General features: G+C 72.4%; 16 protein-coding genes. 4 read left to right on the top strand and 12 right to left on the bottom strand.

Going from position 1 to position 15534, the window contains the following annotated elements:
* The first annotated feature begins 4 nt into the window (after positions 1-4).
* Both AB0H37_RS00945 and AB0H37_RS00940 read left to right on the top strand, forming a co-directional pair.
* Positions 5-1498 carry a sulfatase gene (locus AB0H37_RS00945; protein WP_329095751.1) on the top strand — a complete coding sequence of 498 codons (1494 nt, stop codon included), beginning with the start codon at positions 5-7 and terminating at the stop codon, positions 1496-1498.
* Positions 1499-1603: 105 nt separating this feature from the next.
* Positions 1604-4924 (top strand): hypothetical protein, encoded by a 3321-nt coding sequence (locus AB0H37_RS00940; RefSeq protein ID WP_360610425.1) that lies wholly within the window; start codon positions 1604-1606, stop codon positions 4922-4924.
* A gap of 54 nt (positions 4925-4978) precedes the next feature.
* Here the strand turns inward: AB0H37_RS00940 and AB0H37_RS00935 are convergent, their stop codons facing one another.
* On the bottom strand, positions 4979-5953 hold the full coding sequence (locus tag AB0H37_RS00935; protein WP_329095756.1) for a glycosyltransferase: 975 nt from the start codon (positions 5951-5953) through the stop codon (positions 4979-4981).
* A gap of 170 nt (positions 5954-6123) precedes the next feature.
* Complete coding sequence (locus tag AB0H37_RS00930) at positions 6124-7557, bottom strand: LCP family protein (protein WP_360610422.1); 1434 nt, start codon at positions 7555-7557, stop codon at positions 6124-6126.
* 238 nt (positions 7558-7795) lie between these two features.
* Here AB0H37_RS00930 and AB0H37_RS00925 point away from each other — a divergent pair, with 238 nt between their 5' ends.
* Complete coding sequence (locus AB0H37_RS00925; RefSeq protein WP_179832282.1) at positions 7796-9223, top strand: DUF1266 domain-containing protein; 1428 nt, start codon at positions 7796-7798, stop codon at positions 9221-9223.
* A gap of 193 nt (positions 9224-9416) precedes the next feature.
* Positions 9417-10238, top strand: coding sequence for a hypothetical protein (locus AB0H37_RS00920; RefSeq protein WP_329095761.1), 822 nt, complete (start codon positions 9417-9419; stop codon positions 10236-10238).
* A 136-nt stretch (positions 10239-10374) separates the two neighbouring features.
* On the opposite strand, the gene AB0H37_RS00915 is transcribed toward AB0H37_RS00920, so the two are convergent.
* From AB0H37_RS00915 to AB0H37_RS00870, 10 genes are all read right to left on the bottom strand, one after another.
* Positions 10375-10557: a hypothetical protein gene (locus AB0H37_RS00915; RefSeq protein ID WP_179832280.1), complete on the bottom strand. Its 183-nt coding sequence runs from the start codon at positions 10555-10557 to the stop codon at positions 10375-10377.
* Between the two features lie 211 nt (positions 10558-10768).
* On the bottom strand, positions 10769-11077 hold the full coding sequence (locus AB0H37_RS00910) for a DUF1416 domain-containing protein (RefSeq protein WP_179832279.1): 309 nt from the start codon (positions 11075-11077) through the stop codon (positions 10769-10771).
* A 28-nt stretch (positions 11078-11105) separates the two neighbouring features.
* Positions 11106-11945 (bottom strand): sulfurtransferase, encoded by an 840-nt coding sequence (locus AB0H37_RS00905; protein WP_179832278.1) that lies wholly within the window; start codon positions 11943-11945, stop codon positions 11106-11108.
* Complete coding sequence (locus AB0H37_RS00900; protein ID WP_360610419.1) at positions 11942-12379, bottom strand: DUF4395 domain-containing protein; 438 nt, start codon at positions 12377-12379, stop codon at positions 11942-11944. The genes AB0H37_RS00905 and AB0H37_RS00900 overlap by 4 nt, the downstream gene beginning before the upstream one ends.
* Positions 12380-12456: 77 nt before the next feature.
* Positions 12457-12522 carry a putative leader peptide gene (locus tag AB0H37_RS00895; protein WP_360610734.1) on the bottom strand — a complete coding sequence of 22 codons (66 nt, stop codon included), beginning with the start codon at positions 12520-12522 and terminating at the stop codon, positions 12457-12459.
* A gap of 117 nt (positions 12523-12639) precedes the next feature.
* Positions 12640-12927 carry a thioredoxin family protein gene (locus tag AB0H37_RS00890; protein WP_229810252.1) on the bottom strand — a complete coding sequence of 96 codons (288 nt, stop codon included), beginning with the start codon at positions 12925-12927 and terminating at the stop codon, positions 12640-12642.
* A 224-nt stretch (positions 12928-13151) separates the two neighbouring features.
* Complete coding sequence (locus AB0H37_RS00885) at positions 13152-13889, bottom strand: anti-sigma factor (protein ID WP_360610417.1); 738 nt, start codon at positions 13887-13889, stop codon at positions 13152-13154.
* Complete coding sequence (locus AB0H37_RS00880) at positions 13886-14401, bottom strand: sigma-70 family RNA polymerase sigma factor (protein WP_329095768.1); 516 nt, start codon at positions 14399-14401, stop codon at positions 13886-13888. The genes AB0H37_RS00885 and AB0H37_RS00880 overlap by 4 nt, the downstream gene beginning before the upstream one ends.
* A gap of 46 nt (positions 14402-14447) precedes the next feature.
* Positions 14448-15158: a DUF2993 domain-containing protein gene (locus AB0H37_RS00875; RefSeq protein WP_179832273.1), complete on the bottom strand. Its 711-nt coding sequence runs from the start codon at positions 15156-15158 to the stop codon at positions 14448-14450.
* A 112-nt stretch (positions 15159-15270) separates the two neighbouring features.
* Complete coding sequence (locus tag AB0H37_RS00870) at positions 15271-15525, bottom strand: MoaD/ThiS family protein (RefSeq protein ID WP_179832272.1); 255 nt, start codon at positions 15523-15525, stop codon at positions 15271-15273.
* Positions 15526-15534 lie beyond the last annotated feature (9 nt).

Below are 15534 nucleotides of genomic sequence, written 5' to 3'. Positions count from 1 at the left end.
GACGTTGATCCGACATCGGCGGCTGGCGGCCGTGCTGTGCCTTCTCGCCGTCCTCGGGACGAGCGGCTGCCTCCTCCAGCCGGTCGAGCGTGCCGCGCCGAAGGCGACGAAGGCCCCGAAGAAGCCGAACATCGTGTTCGTCCTGACCGACGACCTGTCCTGGAACCTCGTCGCGCACATGCCGCAGGTGCTGCGGATGCAGCGGGACGGGCTCACCTTCGACGACTTCATCATGGCCGACTCGCTCTGCTGCACGTCGCGCGCCACGATCTTCACCGGCCGGTACCCGCACAACACCGGAGTCCGCACGAACTTCCCGCCCGACGGCGGCTTCGAGGTCTTCAAGGACAAGGGCGGCGAGCAGGCGTCGTTCGCCCCGTCCCTGCAGAAGGCCGGCTACCGGACGGCGCTGCTGGGCAAGTACATGAACGGCTACCAGCCCAACGACACCCAGGGCGACACGAAGCCGTACGTGCCGCCGGGATGGAACGAGTGGCACGTCAGCGGCAACGGCTATCCCGAGTACGACTACAACCTGAACGAGAACGGCCGGCTCGTGCACTACGGCGCCCGGCCGCAGGACTACCTGACCGACGTGCTGGCGAACAAGGGTGTCGAGTTCGTCCAGCGGTCCGCAGGATCAGGGCGGCCGTTCTTCATGGAGATCGCGACGTTCGCGCCGCACGGGCCGTTCGTGCCGGCGCCGCGCCACGCCGCGCTGTTCGGCGGCCTGACGGCGCCCCGGCCGCCGTCGTTCAACGAGGCCGACATCCGCGACAAGCCGTCCTGGCTGCGGTCGCACCCGAAGCTGCGCAGGCCGGGGGTCCGCCGCATCGACGACGGCTTCCGCGACCGGGTGCGGATGGTGCAGTCGGTCGACGAGATGATCGGCCGTATCCGGACGGCGCTGAAGGAGCGCGGCCTCGACCGCGACACCTACCTGGTGTTCGGCTCCGACAACGGCTTCCACCTGGGCGAGCACAGGCTGGCCGGCGGGAAGATGACCGCCTTCGACACCGACATCCGGGTGCCCTACGTCGTCGTCGGACCGGGGGTCCCCGCCGGGCGCCGGGTCGGCGAGATCGCGCAGAACACCGACCTTGCCCCGACGTTCCAGGAACTGGCCGGCGTGCGCCCGCCGGCGACGACCGACGGCCGGTCGCTCGCCCCGTTCCTGCGCGGCGCCGCACCGGCCGGCTGGCGCGAGTCGGCGCTGGTCGAGCACGTCAAGCCGCCGCCGTCCCCGCTGGACCCCGACCGGCAGGACTCCGCGCCCGGCTCGCCGACCACCTACAACGCGATCCGCACCGACGACATGCTGTACGTGGAGTACTCCGGCGGGGAGAGCGAGTACTACGACCGGGTCCGCGATCCGCACGAGCTGAACAACATCGCCGCCGGGCTGCCGGAGCAGCGGCGCCGCCACCTGTCCGACCTCCTGTACGCGCTGACCCACTGCACGGGTTCCGGCTGTACCCCCGCAGGCCGGAGCCGTTGACGGAGTTCCGTCCTTTATGCGCCGCTATCATCGCTGACGACTGCGGACGCGCCAGGGCGATGTGCAGGGTGAGACGTGCAGAGTGACCGGAAGCTGGGAGAGGGCGTGACTCCAACCGGAATGCCGGATGACGACCACGAGGGTGAGCGTCCCGAACCCGGGCAGCCGGCGCAGACGCCTCCCCCATCGGGCTGGCTGGACGACCAGGACGCCTCGTCCGGCCCGCTGCTCCCCGTGGACGACCCGGAAGACGACCTCGAAGACGATCCCGACGACGATCCCGACGACGGCGACGCGCCCGAGGACTTCCCCGAGGACTCCCCCGAGGACGATCCGGACGCGGACATGGCGGACCGCACCGTCATGGACCCCAACATCAACCAGACGATGATCCTGCCGAAGAGGCAGAAGCCGGCGGCCGACCGGCCCGCGGAGACCGCCGGCGAGGGCGGCGGCGCGAGCGAGGAGGCGGCCTCGCCCGTCCTGCCCGCTCCCGTCGCGGACGCTCCGGCCACGTCCACCCGCGCTCCCGCCCCGCAGCCCTCCCCCTACGGGCAGGACATGGCGGACGTGACGAGAACGGAGATCCCCCTCCCGCCGCCCGCCTCCTACGAGGAGGACATGGCGGACGTGACCCGAACGGAGATCCCCACCCAGCCGCCTCCCTCCTACGGGCAGGACGCGGCGGACGTGACGAGGACCGAGTTCCCCACCCAGCCTCCTCCCTCTTACGGGCAGGACATGGCGGACGTCACCCGCATCGAGCAGATGCCGCCCGTACCCCCGCAGCCCGCGCATCCTCAGGCGGCGCATCACCAGGCCGCGCATCCGCAGGCCGCGCCCTCGCAGAGCCCCCCGGCCCACGAGCCGTTCCCGTGGGCGCAGGAGATCCCCGGCACTCCCGCGCGCCCGTCCCACGAGCCGTTCCCCTACGCGCAGGAGATCCCTGGCGCGCAGGCTCCCCCGGCCCCGCACGCCCCTCCGGCGGCGGAGCCGTTCCCGTGGGCGCAGCAGATCCCCGGGACGCCGCCCCCCGGGCCGGAGGCCGTCCACCCGATGGCGCCCCCGCCGGCGATCGAGGAGCCGTGGCGGACCGGAGGGCCGCGCGGCACGGGGGGTCCCCGCAGGAGCATCAAGAAGCCGCTGTTCATCGGCGTGGGCGGGCTCGCCGCCGTGGCGCTGGTCGCCGCGGGCGTGCTCGTGGTGCCCGGCCTGATCGGCGGCGACGACGACGGCGGCGGCGCGGGCGCCAAACTCGCCGGCGCGCTGTTCCCGGTGGACGCCGCGGCCCGCACCGACGGCCGCGACCAGCAGGTCACCGGCGTCGCGGCGCGCGGCTCGACGGTGGTCGCGGTCGGCGGCGAGACCGACCCGCAGAACTCCCGCGGCCTGTTCCTGGTCTCCGCCGACGGCGGACGCACCTTCGAGTCGGTCGACCAGCAGGACACCGACGGCGGCCTGGCGCCGCCCGGCGGGGTCCCCGAGGCGGTCGGCGCGTCGCGCCGCGGCTGGGTCGCGGTCGGCAGCCGGGCCGACGGCGGCGGCGCCGTGTGGACCAGCAAGGACGGCAAGGAGTGGCGCCGCCAGCCCGACGCCGTCGGCGACGTCTTCGGCCCGCACGACCGGGTGACCCGGATCGTCGGCACCGGCGGCGGGTTCCTCGCCGTCGGCGAGAACTCCCCGAAGGGCGACTTCAGCGACGCGCGTCCGGCGGTGTGGCTGTCGAGCGACGGGCGCCGGTGGGAGGCGCGGGTCGGCGACCAGATCGGCCTGCAGGTCGAGAACGGCGGGTTCTCCCTGGTGGAGGCCGCGGCGAACGGCGATGTGATCCTGCTGGAGGGGCTCATCACGCCCGACTCCAAGAAGCCGGGTCCCTACCGGAAGCTCTGGCGCTCCGACGACGCCGGCCGGACGTGGTCGTCGTCGGAGGTGCCGGCGCCGAAGGGCAGCCGCGGCCTGATGGTCGGCGGTGGCGGCGGGTCGGGATTCCTGGCGATGCGCGAGATGTCGGCGTCCGGAAAGCTCTTCGGTCAGGCCTTCACGTCCAAGGACGGCAGGTCATGGACCAAGACCGGGAAGCTGGAGCCGGCCGGCTACCAGCGCACGAGCGGGATCGTCTCCGACGGTCGGGGCTTCACGGCCGTCGTCGTCCGGGGTACGGACGTGCTGCTCGCACGCAGCGCGGACGGCACCGCCTGGAAGGCGGCGGGCTCCGCCGAGTCGAAGGCGGGCCGGGAGGTGCTGGGCGCTGCGGCGGCCGGCGGCCAGACGGTGCTCGTCGGCCGCGAGCCCGGCGGCGGCGACCTGGACCCGATGCTCGGCGTGTGGGACGCGGACGGCACCGCGGTCCCCGTCGACCTGGCGAAGATCCCCGGCGCCGTCCGGCCCGACCACGCGGTGCGCTCCGTGGCCGCCACCAACGGCCTCGCGGTCGCGGTGGGCAGCGCGAGCGGTGACGCCGCCGTCTGGTCGTCGCAGGACGGCGCGTCCTGGAAGGCCGCGCAAGGGCTCGGCGCCGCGTTCACCCGGCCCGGCCCGCAGCGGCTGGACGACGTCGCCGCCGGCGGCGCAGGCTGGCTGGCGGTCGGCTACGACCAGTCCACGCCGCGCCGCCCTCTCGTCGTCACCTCCAAGGACGGCGCGACGTGGCAGGCCGCCGACACCGCGCCCGCGTTCGCGGCGGACAAGCAGGGCGCGCCCGTCACCTACGCCGCGGCGGCCGGCTCGGCCGGTTACGTCGTCGTCGGCACGCAGGGCTACTCGGTGGCGACCTGGTACTCGTCCGACCTGAAGAACTGGGCGCGGGGCGCCGGCGCGGACCCGAAGATGATGGCGGGCACCAAGACCGCGAGCCGCTGGATGCTGGACGTCACGTCCGGGGCGTTCGGATACGCCGCCGTCGGCGGCAGCCGGGACGGCAAGGGCAACCACCCGTCGGTGTGGCTGTCGCCGGACGGCAAGCGCTGGACGCTTCAGGAACTCCGGCTTCCCGGGGCCGGAGTGACCGAAGGCCACCTCACGCACGTCGCCGCCAAGGGCGGCACGCTCGTGGCCACCGGCGTCGCAGCCACCCCGAAGGGCCTCGACTGGCTCGGCTACGTGTCCACGGACGCCGGGAGGACGTGGCGCCCCCTGCCGTCGCCGAGCGGCGACACGACCGTCGGCGTCACCGCGCTGGCCGCGACCCCGAAGGGCTTCGCCGCGACCGGCACCACCGGACGCGCGGGCGCGACCGACGTCGTGTCGTGGACGTCCGCGGACGGCTCGTCCTGGCAGGCCTCCACGCCCGGCGGCACCGGCCTCGGCGGCGTCGGCGACCAGGAGATCACCGGCCTCGCGGCCTTCGGGAAGACCCTGCTCGGGGTGGGCCGCAGCGCCGACTCGGGCGGCGGCCAGCCCGTCCTGTGGAGCCGGCCCGTGCCGTGACCCGGCCTGTTGTCGTGACCCGGCCCGTGCGGTGAACCCGCGCGCCGCCCCCCGCTACTTCTCCGGTTGCGGCGGGGCGGCGTCCAGCCCGGGGAGCCGCTGGGGCCCGTCGCCCGCCGGGCGCGCGTGGCGGGGGATGTAGGGGAGGGCCGGGCCAGGGGTCGTGCGGGCCCTGCCGCGGTCGCGCAGTCGGTTGCGCCGGGCGCCGTAGGGGGCGACCACCGCGCGGTAGAAGGGTTTGCGGATCAGCGTGGGGACGAGGCGGTAGCCGCCGCGGACCATGACGTTGCGCCAGTACTGGGGCTGGGAGATGAAGCCCTCGCGGCGCATCTCGCGCTGCAGCCGAAGTTCGGAGCGCAGCAACTCGCGGCCGCCGCGGCGCTCGTAGGCGCCGTCGCCGACACGGTAGTAGACGAGGGGATCGGCGACGTTCACCATCCGCGCGCCGGCCGCGATCATGCGGACGAACAGCCAGTAGTCCTCCATCAGGGGGAGGTCGCCGTAACCGCCCGCGGCGACGACGGCGCTGCGCCGGTAGACGACCGTGGGGTGGTTGAACGGGTCGTGGAGGCGGGAGTAGCGCGCGATGTCGGCGGGGTCGCTCGGCGGGGTGCGGCGGCCGACGATGTCGGTGATGTCGGCACCGAACTCCAGCAGGCCCGCGCCCACGAGGTCGGCGCCCGCGCGGACCAGCGGGACCTGCGTCTGGAAGCGGTGCGGCATCGAGTAGTCGTCGGCGTCCATGCGGGCGACGATGTCGTGGCGGGCGGCGTGCAGGCCGGCGTCGAGGGCGGGGCCGAGGCCGCGGTTGTGCTCCAGGTGGACGAACGTGACCTCGACCGGGCTGATCCTCACGAGTTCGCGCAGGACGGACGTGAGAGCGGGCGGGACCGGCCCGTCCTGGACGAGGACGACCTGGTCGGGGCGGAGGGTCTGCAGGTGGACGGCGCTGCGGAAGGCGTCCCGGACATGCTCCTCCCGATCACCGCCGTAGACGGTCATCAGCAGGGTGAAGGGTTCGGGCTGCATGCGTCCGTTCCGGGGGAGCGTGGCGGCCGTGGGGCACCCATGCGGGGGCGGGTCGGCGGGCCTGGTCGGGGGTAGGGGGCGCCGTCCTAGATGGGACGCTTTGAAACGGTTGATGGTTGGCGCGGGCCAAGATACCGGTGATAGAGGGCTATATCAGGTTCGGTGCGGAATCAGGTCCGCGCACAGATATCGCGGTCGGCGCGGATCTCGCCCGCCACCTTCGGAACCATCGGGCCCAGCCCCCGCAGGGTGGCGCCGTCCCTGCCGACGACGAGGTAGACGTAGCCGGGTCTGGCGGACGCCCACGGGCGCGACTGGTGGCCGGGGACCGCGATCGCCACGCGGGCGGCCTGCCGCTCCGCGCCCGCGCCGTAGAGGATCTGGGTGTGGGCGATGGCCTTCCTTGCGGTGCCGACCTTGACGACCTGGAAGCCGCGCTCGGCGAGCTGGTCGGCGGTCCGCTGCGCGAGGCCGCCGGTGCCGGACGCGTTGTAGACGCCGAGCCTGACCTGCGCGGGCGGCACGGGCTGGACCTGGTTCTGCGCGGCCACGGGCTCCGGCTGCGGGAGCTTGTTGTCCTCCCGGATGGCCCGGAACAGCGGCTCGGCGGCGGCCTGGGCGAACTGGACGCGGTTCTTGTCCTGCGGGAACGCCTGCACGGGAACGGTGACGAAGCGAACCTTCCCGGCGCTCATCCCGCCCAGGGATCCGGCGAGCTTCTGCATCACCGACAGCGTGAGCCCGTTGTCCGCCTTGATGGACTTGGTGGCGGCGGACAGGAAGGCGTAGGTGCGGCCGGGGTCGGTGAGCATGCCCTTGTCGGTGGCCTTCTTGACGACCGAGGCCATGAACGCCTGCTGCCGCTTGATCCGGTCGAGGTCGGAGCCGTCGCCGAGGACGTAGCGGGTGCGGACGTAGCCGAGGGCCTGGTCGCCGCGGACGGTCTGCCGGCCGGCCCTGAGGTGCAACTCGGCCTTGGGGTCGTCGATCCGCCTCGGGACGCAGATCTCCACGCCGCCGAGCGCGTCCACGACCCGCTTGAACCCGGCGAAGTCGACCTCGACGTAGTGGTCGATGTGGATCTTGGTGAGCGACTCGATCGTCCGCCAGGTGCAGGCCGGACCGCCGTTGGAGAACGCCGCGTTGATCATCCCGAACTGGGCCGGGACGGTCGTGCCGTTCCTGCGCTTGCACGGCGGCATCTGCACCATCGAGTCGCGCGGGAAGCTGACGCCGATGGCGCTCTGCCCGCCGGGCGAGATGTGCAGCAGGACCGTGGTGTCGGAGCGCTGCCCGGCCTCGGTGCCGTAGCGGGCGTTCTCCCCGGCGCGGCTGTCGGAGCCCATCATCAGGATGTTCAGCGAGTTGTTCAGCTTGGGCGGCCGGTGCTCGCCGAGCTTGCCGTCGACGTTCTCGCGGTCGATCTGGCCGTCGAGCCGCCGCCAGAACCCGTAGGTGGTGAGGCTGCCCGCCACCAGCACGACCGACAGCCCGATCGACACCCAGCCGAGCATGCGCCACAGGCGCCCCCGCACCGGCGGCTCCGGTGGCGGCGGGGCGCTGGCCGCGTAGTACACGGGCGGTGGCGCGACGGCTCGCTGCATCCGGAACATTTCAGCACAGATTGGACATGCGCCATGGGGCGTCCCGGGAAAGAGGACGCCGGCACCCGCGGCCGCCGGTCCGCGGGCGCGGGGCATCGCTTGACACGTCGTCCCACCGCGACGTCAGATGCAACAGAACGGAACGCCGCAGCCCAAAGCGGTTCTCCGCACCCTGGCCGCCGCATACGGGGCACGGAGTAGATGATCTACCCGTAAGGCATGCTGTACGGTCCTGCCCATGGAAGAGGCCGGTCAGCTCGACGCACTTGAGCGGGCCGTCGAGGGGACGCTCGCCGAGGGGTCGTTCGAGTTCGACGACGAGGAGTCGGTGCTCCGCATCGAGGGGTCCCTCATCCTCACGACCGGCTGGTTCCTCGGCTTCGGGGCGGGCGGCGTGTCACTGCTGCTGACCGGCGCCGTCCTGTCCCTGACCGGGCTGCAGGACCAGGCGCGGTGGGCGCTGGCCCCCGGGGCCGTCCTGCTGGCCCTGGTGGCCGGGTTCGTCCTGCTGCTGCGCTTCACCCCGCTCGCCGGTCTCTGGTCGGACCTGGAACTGCGGTTCGCCGAGCAGGCGATGGTCCACCGGCGGACGCGGATCCCCTTCGGCGACCTGCGCCCCGAGCACCTGGTGTGGAAGAACGGCAGGTTCTTCCGGCGGCTCTACGTCCGGCACCCGTCGCTGCGCAAGCAGCTCGCCGGGTTCTTCGGCAGCGAGGAGCGGCAGGCCGAGGAGTTCCAGCGGCGGCTCTGGGAGCTGATCTCCACCCCCGACCTGAACGGCGTCCTCACCCACGGCAGCGACCTCACCCCGGTGCAGCGCTGGATCATCGCCGCCGGCGCCCCCTATGGCGCCGTCAACGGGTTCCGGATGGACCGGCTCGGCGCCGCGCCCGGCGCGTCCGCCGCGGCCGCCGACCGCCGCGCCGCACAGGACCTGCTCCAGGACCCCTGGGGCGCCTACGACCTGGAGCAGCTGCTCGGCGCCGTCAACTGGCTCGTCCAGGACGGGCACCGCGCCGACTTCACGCAGGACGCGCACCTCGCCGGCCGGCCCCTCGCCGCGCGGCGGGAGTACGAGTCGCTGCTGCGCGAGGTCGACGGCCTCATCGCCGGCGACCGGCTGGAGCCCCCGTTCGTCGAGCGGCTGATCGAGCTGGTCCGCGTCCGGTACGGGGACGAGGGCGGCTCGTACGCGCGGCTCGTCCCGCCGCTGCTGCGCGACGAGCCGGGCGCGGACGCGAGCGAGGAGGGCGCCGAGCTGGCGCTGTTCCTCCACCAGCTCTTCAACGACCGCAACCACGCGACGGAGGAGCTGCACCGGCTGGAGGCCCTCGCCGACCCGGCGCTGCGCGCCAACGTGGGGCGGTTCCTGATCTGGGACTACGGGCGCGCGCTCATGCTCTACCGGTGGGGCCACATCGTCGGCTGGCTGACCGAGGAGTACTGCTGGGACCGCATGCTCCCGCTCGCCCTGGACATCCAGCGGCGGTACGCGTCCTGGCGGGACATGGCGACCTGCTACCTGCAGGGCCGCCTGCTCTGGTCGGGCGGCGGCGGCAAGGCGCAGGCCGAGTACGAGCAGCTCATCGAGGAACTCGCCACCGAGCCCCGCAGCCCGTGGAACCTCGTCCCCTGGGACCTGGACCTCACCCGCGACTGGGCCTAGTCCGGGATTCGTCGCCCGCCGCAACGGGCTCGGGTGCGTGATCTATCTCTCACGTCCCCGAAGCCTTGCCGCGGAACGGTTGCATCGGCACGGTCATCTGTATATGGGAAATCTGCCATGAAATCACCATTCACCTCACGTAGTCTGGCCCGACCTCAGTCGGCACCCCGCACGTGAACCGCCCGGAGCGACCATGAACCCCCCACCTTGGCCCGGCCAGCAGCCCGGTCGGCCGGGCTTCCCGCCGCCTGCCGCACACGCCGGCCCGCCCCCGATGCCCGGCGGCCCCGGTTTCCCGCCCCCGTACCCGCCCCCGCGGCGCGGCGGCGGCAGCACGCTCGTGTGGCTGCTCGTCGTCGGCGCGGTCCTCTTCGTGGCCGTCGCGGGCACGTGCGCCGTCCTCGTCTTCGGCGGCGATGACGACGACCCGGTCCGGCCGGTGTCGCTGCCGTCCACGACGCGCATCCCGTCCTACGGGTCCACGTCGCAGCCGACGACCGAGCCCTCGCCCACCAGTTCCATCGGCGGTGCGGTCGACCCGGCCGGCGTCCTGAAGCGGACGATCACGACGGCGAAGGGCAACGTGTTCACGCAGGCGGGGACGCGCACCGAGTCGTGCACCACCCGCGCGAACTCCGTGCTGCTGCCCGCGCTGAGCCGGCACCCGTGCGTCGGGAGCATGTACTCGGCCGTCTACGCCAGCCCGTCCAAGCAGATCATCACCTCGGTCTCGATCCTGAAGTTCGCCACCTCGACGGACGCGTCCCTCGTCAAGGGCTACACGAACCAGGAGGGCTGGCCGAAGCTGCTGACCCCGTCGGACGCCAGCGGGCTTCCGCAGCCGAAGGCCGACCCCGCGTACTGGACGCGGACCTGGGCGCAGGGGTCCACGGTCATCTACGCCCAGTCGTACTGGTCCAGCGGGGGCCCGACGGGCGACCGCACCGGCAGCGTCTTCGCCACCGCCGGGGAACTCGGCGTCGAGGTCACCAACACGCTGCTCTGGAGCAACTGATCCCGGGCCGGGCGGCGGGCGACCCCGCCGGCCGCCCTGCCCCGGCGGGGGCCGCGCACCGTGGCCCGAAAGAGAAGTTGGTCCTCGCACTCGGAAGAGGGCAAGGACCAACAGTGGGGTACCGCCTGCAGCGGCTTCAGCCGCTCTCGACCTCGAAGGTCAGCGTGGCCTTCCTGCCGCCGGCCCGGCCCCGGTGCGCCGTGCTCGTCACCCTCTCGTGAGGAGCGATGGCCGCGTGGACGTTCTCCATGACCGCCCAGCAGAGCCGATCGGTCTCCCTCTCGCTCCCCGCGGCGATCTTGATCTTGATCTTTCTCATCAGGGTTCTCCTGACCTCGTGAGAGGAAGCGGCCGTTGGCCGCACCCTCTGATCTGGTTTGTGACCTGCAAGAGAAGACCGTCCACCACCCGCGGGTCGGGGCAGACCGGGTGGGGCGAAGAGCACGGGAACAGCTGGTGGAGATGCCGTTAACGGACGAACCCCGCCGTCCCCGATCGGGGACGGCGGGGTTCAGGGACCCTGGCGCGGGTCAGATCGTGACTTCGAGACCGGCGACCTCGCCGATCTTCGCGGTGACGCCGGCGTCGACGCTCACACCGCCGGCCGCCAGGACACGGACCGTCCAGTCGCCGTCGGCGGCGAAGAAGCGGAACACGCCCTCCTCGCCCGTCACCACCTCGGCGGTGAACTCGCCGGACGAGTCGAGCAGGCGGGCGTAGGCGCTCGACACCGGGGCGCCGTCACGCGTGACGGTCCCCTGGATGACGGCCTCGTGGGTCAGGTCGACGGTCGCCGGAAGATGCGCCGTCTGCTCGGGCGCTGCGCAGCCCTGGGTCATGGTTCCTCCAAGTGTGGTGCTGCGGGACTTACTTGCCTGCGCCGAGCTCGATCGGCACGCCGACGAGCGAGCCGTACTCGGTCCACGAACCGTCGTAGTTCTTCACGTTCTCCAGGCCCAGCAGCTCGCGGAGCGCGAACCACGTGTGCGAGGAGCGCTCGCCGATGCGGCAGTAGGCGATGGTGTCCTTGCCCAGGTCGACCCCGGCCTCGGTGTAGAGGGCGCGGAGCTCCTCGTCGGACTTGAACGTGCCGTCGTCGTTGGCCGCCTTCGACCACGGGATGTTGGCCGCGGTCGGCACGTGGCCGGCGCGCTGCGACTGCTCCTGCGGCAGGTGCGCCGGGGCGAGCAGCTTGCCGCTGAACTCGTCCGGCGAACGGACGTCGATCAGGTTCTGCTTGCCGATCGCGTCCACGACCTCGTCGCGGAAGGCGCGGATCGCCAGGTCCTGGTCCTTGGCCTTGTAGTCGGTCGCGGGACGGCTCGGGACGTCGGTGACCAGCTCGCGGGAGTCCAGCTCCCACTTCTTGCGGCCGCCGTCGAGGAGCTTCACCTTGTCGTGGCCGTACAGCTTGAAGTACCAGTACGCGTACGCGGCGAACCAGTTGTTGTTGCCGCCGTACAGGATGACGAGGTCGTCGTTCGCGATGCCCTTGCTCGACAGCAGCTGCTCGAAGCCGGTCCTGTCGACGAAGTCGCGGCGGACCGGGTCCTGCAGCTCGGTCTTCCAGTCGATCTTCACGGCGCCACGGATGTGGCCCTTGTCGTAGGCGGACACGTCCTCGTCGACCTCGACGAGCACGAGCCCGGGGTCGTCAAGGTGGGCCTCGACCCAGTCGGTGTCCACCAGGACGTCTGAGCGGCTCATGCGGGAACCTTCCCTTCGGAGCGGACTTTCGCGGTGATGCGGCGGAAGAGCGGATACATCTCGCAGCCGAGGCAGAACCCGAACGCCGCGTTCAGGAACGCCGCCGCCAGTGCGAGGGCGGTGGCACCGATGCCGAGCCAGGAGGTCCCCGTCGCGTATCCGACCGTGCCCAGGAGGGCGAAGCCGAACCCGACACCCTGCGCGAAGCGGGGCGGGGCCTCGTCCTCCAGTTCCCTGGGCGGAGCGAGACGGGGGCGGATGAGCACTTTGAACACGAGTCCGTACGGGGCGTACCGGAGGCCGAGGAAGGTCGCGATGGCGAACACGACGGCCTGAGCGGCGAGCAGTGCCCAGCTTCCGGTCACCAGCACCACGACGAGGACGGCCGTGGTGACGGAGGCGCCGAAGCGCGGCCCACGCGGATCGACCTGCATCGGGGTGCTCCTGGCGGAGTGGAAGCGTGCGTACGAGCTAGAAGGAGAAATGCTCGGGGGCGGACGGGCTCGATGCCTCAGGCCATGCGACAGAGCGAGGCGGCCAGGCGGCAGAAGTCCACCGCGCGGCGCTTCGTGAGCATCTGCTCTGTCCAGTAACGCACGGACACGATGTTAAGCCGACAATCCACGGGCTGTCACATCCGTCTCGCCTTGCGAGACAGTGACAATCGTCTTAGCGCAGGTCATGAGGCTGCGGCTCATCTGATGGCCTCCCCCAGAGCGGCGATGACATCGGGTTTGCGGGGCGCGCCGGCGGCGCGCCGGACCACGCGGCCGGCGGCGTCCAGGACGAGGACGGTCGGCGTCCGCACGACGTTCAGCCGCCGGACGAGGTCGAGATGCGCCTCCGCGTCGAGTTCGACGTGGACGACGCCCTCCACCATCTGGCTCACCTCGCCGAGGACGCGGCGGGTGGCCCGGCACGGCGCGCAGAACGCGCTGGAGAACTGCAGCAGCGTGGCCTTGTCGCCGAGTTCGGCGCCCATGTCGTCCGGGCCGACGGTCTCGCCCACCTGCCCGCCCTTCTCCCGCCGGGCGCGCAGCACCCCGTCACGGCGCCGCCTCACCAGGCCGAACACCGTGGCCGCGAGGAGGACGCCGGCTGCGGTCAATGCTCCGATCATCGACAGCAACAACCTCCGGGGCCTGCGCATTCTTCCCGCGGCCCGCCTTCTCTCCCTGCCGCCCTCTACCCGCCCGGCCGCCCCGGTCAGGTGGGGATCGTGAGGAGGGGCCGCCCGTCCAGGCCGACGATCTCGAACGAGAACAGCTGGCCGCGCGGGAACATCGTGGACCCGCGGTACTCACCGTAGCCCTCGTCGTACGGGACGTACCAGCTGCCGAGCGCGTCCCGGCGGCCGTCCCGCGCGATCACCAGCAACCGGCAGTGCGACCCCTTCGGAACCCCGGCCAGGTGCAGCTCCACCTCGGTCCCCCACGCCTTGCGGTGGAGCACCACGTAGCCCTTGACGGAGCTCCTGGGGTCCTCCGCGGTGATCCGCTCGCCCGCCACCACCGGCGCGGGGGACGACGCGGACGGCGGCGGCTTGACGTCCGGGCCGTCCGTGCCGCCGGTCCGAGAGGGGAACAGCAGGCCGCCGAACAGGCCCCCGGCGATCAGCAGCAGGCACGCTGCGGCGGCCGTCGGGGCCCACCCCGCGGCCCGCCCGCCGGCCAGGCGCCCCAGCGGTCCGAGCGGTCCCCTCCGCCGTTCGGCCGCCCTGGCCAGCAGCCCGTCCAGCAGCTCGGGCGGCGGCCCGGCGACCCGTTCGAGCTGCGCCTCGTCGACCCGTCCGAGCATCGCGGGAAGGCCGGCCATCCCGGCGAGCTCGTCGCGGCACGCGGGACATTCCTCCAGGTGGGCCTCCAGCCGGCTCCGCTCGCCGGGATCGAGCGCGCCGAGCACGTAGGACCCGAGCGCGGTGCGCGCCTCCGTGCAGTCGGTCATGGCGCCAGCCCCCGCTCCTCCAGCGCGAGTTTGAGCGCCCGCAGCGCGTAGTAGGTGCGGGACTTCACCGTGCCGGGCGGGATTCCCAGCGCCTTCGACGCCTCCGCCACCGACCGGCCCCGGTAGAAGGTCTCGACCAGGACGGCCCGGTGCGGCGGGCTGAGCCCGGCCAGCGCCTCGGCGACCGTCCAGGACTCCAGCGCCCGGTCGATGTCGTCGGAGCCGTCGGCGGTCATCAGGACGTGCTCGTCGATGCCCGTCTCCGGCGGCCGGGCCCGCCTCGCGCGGTGCGCGTCCACGACGAGGTTCCGCGCGACCGTGAACAGCCACGGCCGGACGGGCCGCCCCGCCAGCGCCTCCGGGTGCTTCCAAGCGCGCAGCAGCGTCTCCTGCACGACGTCCTCTGCCTGGGTTCGGTCTCCACCGGTCAGCCGCAGGACGTAGCCGAGGAGGGCGCCCCCGTGCTCGCTGTACAGGGCGCGAAGCAGCCCCTCGTCGGCGGTCGGTCCCACACCACTGTCACGTACGCTCCCCCGGACCGGTTCACGGTCTCCGGGATTACTTCTGCGCGGGCGCCTGGAGATCGTTCAACCGGACGTTCTGGGCGGTCGCCGCCACGCGCAGCCCGTCCGCCGTGGGCTCGATCTTGCTGATCCGCGATCCGACGGGCAGGTCGGAGACCGGCACCACCCACGTGAGCTGCCGCTTCACCAGCGCCAGCGGGATCTGCGCGGCGCCGTTCGACCCCACCGACACGGGCGAGATCGCGATGCCCTTGGCGGTCGGCTCGACCTCCACGACCGCGGTGCCGTTCACCGGGAGACCGAGGACGTTGCCGGTCAGGTCGACCGACAGGTCGTCGCCCTTCGGCCCGATCCGCTTGACCTCCTTGGGCGCCTGCTTCTGGATCACGTCGTAGGGGACGACGGCCGAGGCGGTCGCGGTGCGCGCGGTCACGTCGGCGGCGCTGCCCTTGGTGACCTCCGACAGCGGCGCGTCGACGCCCCGCATGTCGACCTTGACGCCGGTGACGGTCACGCCCTGCTGCGTCCAGTCGCCGATGGCCACCTCGATGTGCTTGTACTCGCCGCCGACCGCCTGCGTCAGGAACGGGATGCCGTGGATCGTGACGTCCGGCCGCTCCTGCAGGTTGTACTGCGCGGCCACCTGCTCGCCGATCTTGTCCTCGGCGACCCTGACCCCCAGCCGGTCCGCGGCCACCAGACCCGCGGCCACGAGGATCAGCAGGACCAGCAGTACTTTCCGCATGTGTCTCCTTAGGCCTGCGGCATGCGTTCGCCACACGATAGTGAACAAACCGCCCAGAAAGGGTCGCTCCGGAGAATGACCCCGAAGCCCGGAAAATCACTCCGTTGTGAGATCAACCACCTGCGAAGGGCGGCAGCACCTCCACGACCCCGCCCTCCGGCAGCGCCACCGACGCGTGCGGCCGCGTCCCGACCGGGTCCCCGTCGACCAGGAACGAACTCCGCCCGACGACCCGGGCGAACTCGTCGCCGCGCCCGTCCCTGGCTGCGGCGACCGCGTCCGCCAGCGTCGCCGCGTCGTACGGCTCCTCATGCGTCCCTGCCGCGGCCTTGGCGGCCGCCCAGTACCGCATCGTTCCCTTGGCCATGGATACAGG

It is taken from the genome of Actinomadura sp. NPDC023710, assembly GCF_040639875.1.
Taxonomy (GTDB): Bacteria; Actinomycetota; Actinomycetes; order Streptosporangiales; family Streptosporangiaceae; genus Spirillospora; species Spirillospora citrea.
Note: the sequence above shows the minus strand (reverse complement) of the source record. Positions and strands in the feature narration are given on the sequence as shown.